General features: G+C 64.0%; 3 protein-coding genes. All 3 read right to left on the reverse strand.

The window, feature by feature from the left end:
• Positions 1-221: 221 nt before the first annotated feature.
• The 3 genes from dprA to ABX749_RS24660 all read right to left on the reverse strand — a co-directional run bounded on the left by dprA (position 222) and on the right by ABX749_RS24660 (position 3,687).
• Entirely contained in the window at positions 222-1,364 is a 1,143-nt protein-coding gene (dprA, locus tag ABX749_RS24650; protein ID WP_372898328.1) for a DNA-processing protein DprA, read from the reverse strand.
• Positions 1,365-1,413: 49 nt separating this feature from the next.
• A complete protein-coding gene (locus ABX749_RS24655; RefSeq protein WP_372898329.1) occupies positions 1,414-2,028 on the reverse strand; it encodes a phosphatidylglycerophosphatase and protein-tyrosine phosphatase 1 family protein in 615 nt (204 codons plus the stop codon).
• A 156-nt stretch (positions 2,029-2,184) separates the two neighbouring features.
• A complete protein-coding gene (locus tag ABX749_RS24660) occupies positions 2,185-3,687 on the reverse strand; it encodes a PQQ-binding-like beta-propeller repeat protein (protein ID WP_372898330.1) in 1,503 nt (500 codons plus the stop codon).
• Between the last annotated feature and the right edge of the window lie 366 nt (positions 3,688-4,053).

Here is a 4,053-nt window from a genome sequence, read left to right on the forward strand (position 1 = left end):
GCTGGCGCGAACCGGCTGATGTCAATTGATTATCAGCCGTTTGGCGCTAGCCTACGGGCCCTGCGCTGGTCAATACCTTGTCGATTTAGCGGTATTGGGCTTGCGCCCTGCCGCTAACACCTCGTAAAACGCGGGGAATCAATGCTTCACAGCGACCCCATCAGCACCCAGCTTCCGTCCACCAGGTGGCGGCAAGTCGCAAGCTGGAAGCTTACGCCACGTCAGATTCGGCAGACGTAGTGGCCGCTTTGGCGGCGGATCAGATGGCGGATTTCAAGCACGCTGATCGTTGCCATCACCTGGTGGGCCGGTAATCCGCAGCGGGCGATGACCTGGTCGATCAGGGTGCTGGAGGCGTCGATGGATTCGAGCACCGTGCGCTCGACGTCGTTGAGCTTCAATTCGGCCGGATTTCGCACTTCATGGCCGTCGTCGGTGCTGACGCTGCGAGCCATCGGGCCGAGAGATTCCAAAATGTCGTCGACGGTCTGGACCAGCGTCGCGCCGTCGCGGATCAGTTGGTTCGTCCCGCGGGAGGCACGGCTGGTGACCGGGCCGGGCAGCGCCAAGACGTCTCGCCCCAGTTCGCCGGCCTGTCGGGCGGTGATCAACGACCCGCTGCGATCGGGGGCTTCGATGACCAGGGTCGCCAGGGCCAGGGCGGCGATGATCCGGTTGCGCTGGGGGAACATGCCGCCGCGCGGTTTGGCGTATGGCGCGTATTCGCTGATCACGGCACCGTCGGCGGCGATCGCGTCGGCCAAGCCGACGTGCTCGGGCGGGTAGATCTGACCCAGGCCCCCGCCCAGCACCGCGATCGTCCGCCCGCCGGCCGACAACGCTCCTTCGTGTGCCGCCGCATCGATCCCGCGGGCCAATCCGCTGACCACCGTCACCCCCGCTTTGGCAAGCCCATACGCGATGCGATCGGCTTGGCGGGTGCCGTAGGCGGTGGCGTGCCGCGTGCCCACGATCGCAACGGCCAGTTCGTCGGTTCGGGTCAGCGTGCCGCGGGCAAACAGAATCGGTGGCGCGTCAGACAGGTCTTCCAGCGGTCGCGGGTAGCCGCCGCGACCCTTGCGAAGCAAATCGCAGTCGTGGCTCTGGCACCACTGCAGGATCGAGTCCGTGTCGACATAGTCGGCAGCGGTGCGGATCGTGTGGATCAATTTCGGTCCCACCCCGGGCACCGCCGCCAGTTGGCTGTTGTCGGCGGCCAGCACACGCCGTGGCGAGCCGAAGGTGTCCAGCAGGGCGGTCAGGGTTCGCGGTCCGATGCCCGGCAGCATCGACAGACGCAGCGTGCTGACCGTTTCGTCATCGAGCCCACGATGCTCCGCCGAGGTGATGTCGGGTCCGTCCATGGCAGCGTGGACTCAGTCAAAGGGGTTGAGAAGCGGGTTGGGGGCGCGTCTACAACAAGATATCGGGTTTTTCGCTGTCCGGGGGGCTGGCGGTTCCCAAGGGCTCTTCAATTGCGGGGAAATGACCGGCTTCGCTTTCAGCGGCCTTGAGCGACGCCTGGAACTGTTGGACGACCGGGCGGCTGGTCAGTCTGGGGTTGATGTGGGGGCGCGCGGCCAGCAGATGCTCTTGCGCCTGTTGGGCCGTCATGTTGCGGTACTTGATCAACCAGCACATCGCGATCGTCGCGCTGCGGGCGCGGCCTGCCTTGCAGTGAATGTAAACGGTATCGTTTTGCAGTTTGTACTTCTGGATGAATTCAACGGCGGCTTCGACGTCGCTCAGTCGAGGGTGCGTGAAGTCGGTCGTGGGGATGTGCAACTGCTCGATGCCGTGCTGTTCATACTGGATGATCGGCCCTTTGTACTCTTCGCACGTGTTGACCACCGCGCGAACGCCTTCGCCTCGCAGCGACGCCACATCGGCAGCGAACGGATAGGCGCCGACGATCACGTGGCTATCAATTCGGCTCCACCAATGACGACGACGCAACACCCGCGCAAGAAGCAGATTCCAGGCGAGTGTCGGCCAAAAAACAGTGCGAGCGTAGAGTCGAGCGAACAAGGTGACGATCGAAGGGGAGTGAGTAGATGCAAATGGGCAGGCCGGGCAACTATCCTACCGCATCGAGCGGAAAACGATAATCGCCGGCACTACGTTTTGACGCTTTCGTCAGCACCGATCCCCGCCTCCCGACTCGTCCCGCTGCGGCGATGCCGTCTATTGGGCGATGCAGTACAGGGCGGAACCGCTACGCAGATACAGCCGGCCCTCGCTGATCGCCGGTGAGCCGGAAAAGCCCGAATCGTCGCTCAGCGTGTTGGTGTGTCGCACTTCCATCTCTGGCGTGGCGTTGACGACATGCACCTCGCCGCCGGGCGCGACGACGTAGATCTTGCCGTCGGCCAACACCGGGGTCGCGTACTCCTGGCTGCGTCGGTCGCCGAATCCGCCTCGGCCGCCACCACCGGGCCGGCCGCCGAATCCGCCGCGAGCTCGATCACCGCCGCGGTCACCACCAGGGCCACGGTCGGCGTCTGGGCCGCGGTCACCACCAGGGCCGAAGCCACCGGGGCCGAAGCCGCCGGGACGTCCCCCGCCACCGCCGCGACTGGCGGACAGTCGTCGCTGGTTGACCCGCTCGCCCGTCTTCGCGTCGTAGCAGGACAGCACGCCGCTATTGAAAACGTACAGGTGGCCGTCGTGGGCGATGGGCGTGGCGAATCGTCCGGGGATATTCGCATCCCAAACGACATGGGACGCATTCACGTCGCCCTTGCCACCCGCTTTGACCGCGACCGCATCCCCGCTGCGACCGCCCACCGCGATCACGACGTCGTCGACCACGATCGGGCTGGCCGAGGCGGTGTTGTCGGTCGTGCCTCGCGAGTACCAACGCAGCTTGCCGGTTTCTGGATTCAGCCCCCAGACTTCTCCCGGCACGGTGATCACCAGATCGGTTCGGTCGCCGGCTTGGACCAGGTTCGGGGTGCTCCAGGTGCTGGCCAAATCGCCCGCCGGTGTTTTCCAGACTTCGTCTCCGGTCGCGGCGTCAAAGGCGAACAGGGTTTCGCTTTCGTCCGATGCGTTGACGATCACCAGGTTTTGGGAATCCGACTGATACACGATCGGGCTCGACGCCGAACCCCAGCGCTGTTGGCCGCTGCCCGTTCCGACGCTCTTTCGCCAGATCTCGTTGCCCTCCAGGTCAAACGCGATGACTCCGCTTTTTCCCAAGAACACGAACACGTGTTTGCCATCACTGGTGGGCGTGTGGCTGGCGTAACCGTGCGCCGGCACCCCCATCCCGCTGTACGGATCTTCCGGCTGGACCGCGTCGATCGTCTTGCTCCACAGCTCCTCGCCGGTCACCGCGTCGTAGCACGACAGGTGTCGTTTCAAGTCCTCGATCTGCTCGTTCTCGCCACCGGTTCCGTATCCTGAGTAGCTGGTCACAAAGACCTTGCCGGCGACGACGATCGGGCTCGATACCCCTTGGCCGGGGAGACTGGCTTTCCATTTGACGTTTTCGGTGTCGTTCCAGGTTTCGGGGAGCTGCGCCGAATCGGAACTGATTGAATTGCCCCCTGGCCCCAAGAATCGGGTCCAATCCGCAGCGGTTGTGGCCGAGGCAGCGGCAACCAGGCTTCCCGTCAAAGCGGCGGCCGAAAAGAAACGCTGCCGCAATGTCCACCCACGTCGGTGGCAGGATCGGTCGGTCATGTTAGAAAAGCTCCAAAGAAGGAAAAGACGGAAAAGCGAAGTCGCCGCACGCGGTCAACGCATCTAAACCCCAGCGAGGCGGCGAAGTTTCGAAGGATCGGTCGCGTCTGTTGCAGATCAGACCAAGGCGCCCCAACGCTCACAGCTTCCGACGGATCTCAGTCGAGCCACAACCCAATGAATCAGTTCTGTCGCTCCCGCCCGGGGACAGACCCCAGGCCGCCCGGGGACAGACCCCGATGGAAATGCTATCTAAATAGGCCCACGGATAGCAGCGCGAACCCACGGATGGGGAGCAGCAACAAATCCGTGGGTTCGCCCTGCCATCCGTGGGTTTCTCTTTCGTGCGTCTGGGGACAGACCCCC

It is taken from the genome of Stieleria sp., from assembly GCF_041595215.1.
GTDB classification, from domain to species: domain Bacteria; phylum Planctomycetota; class Planctomycetia; order Pirellulales; family Pirellulaceae; genus Stieleria; species Stieleria magnilauensis.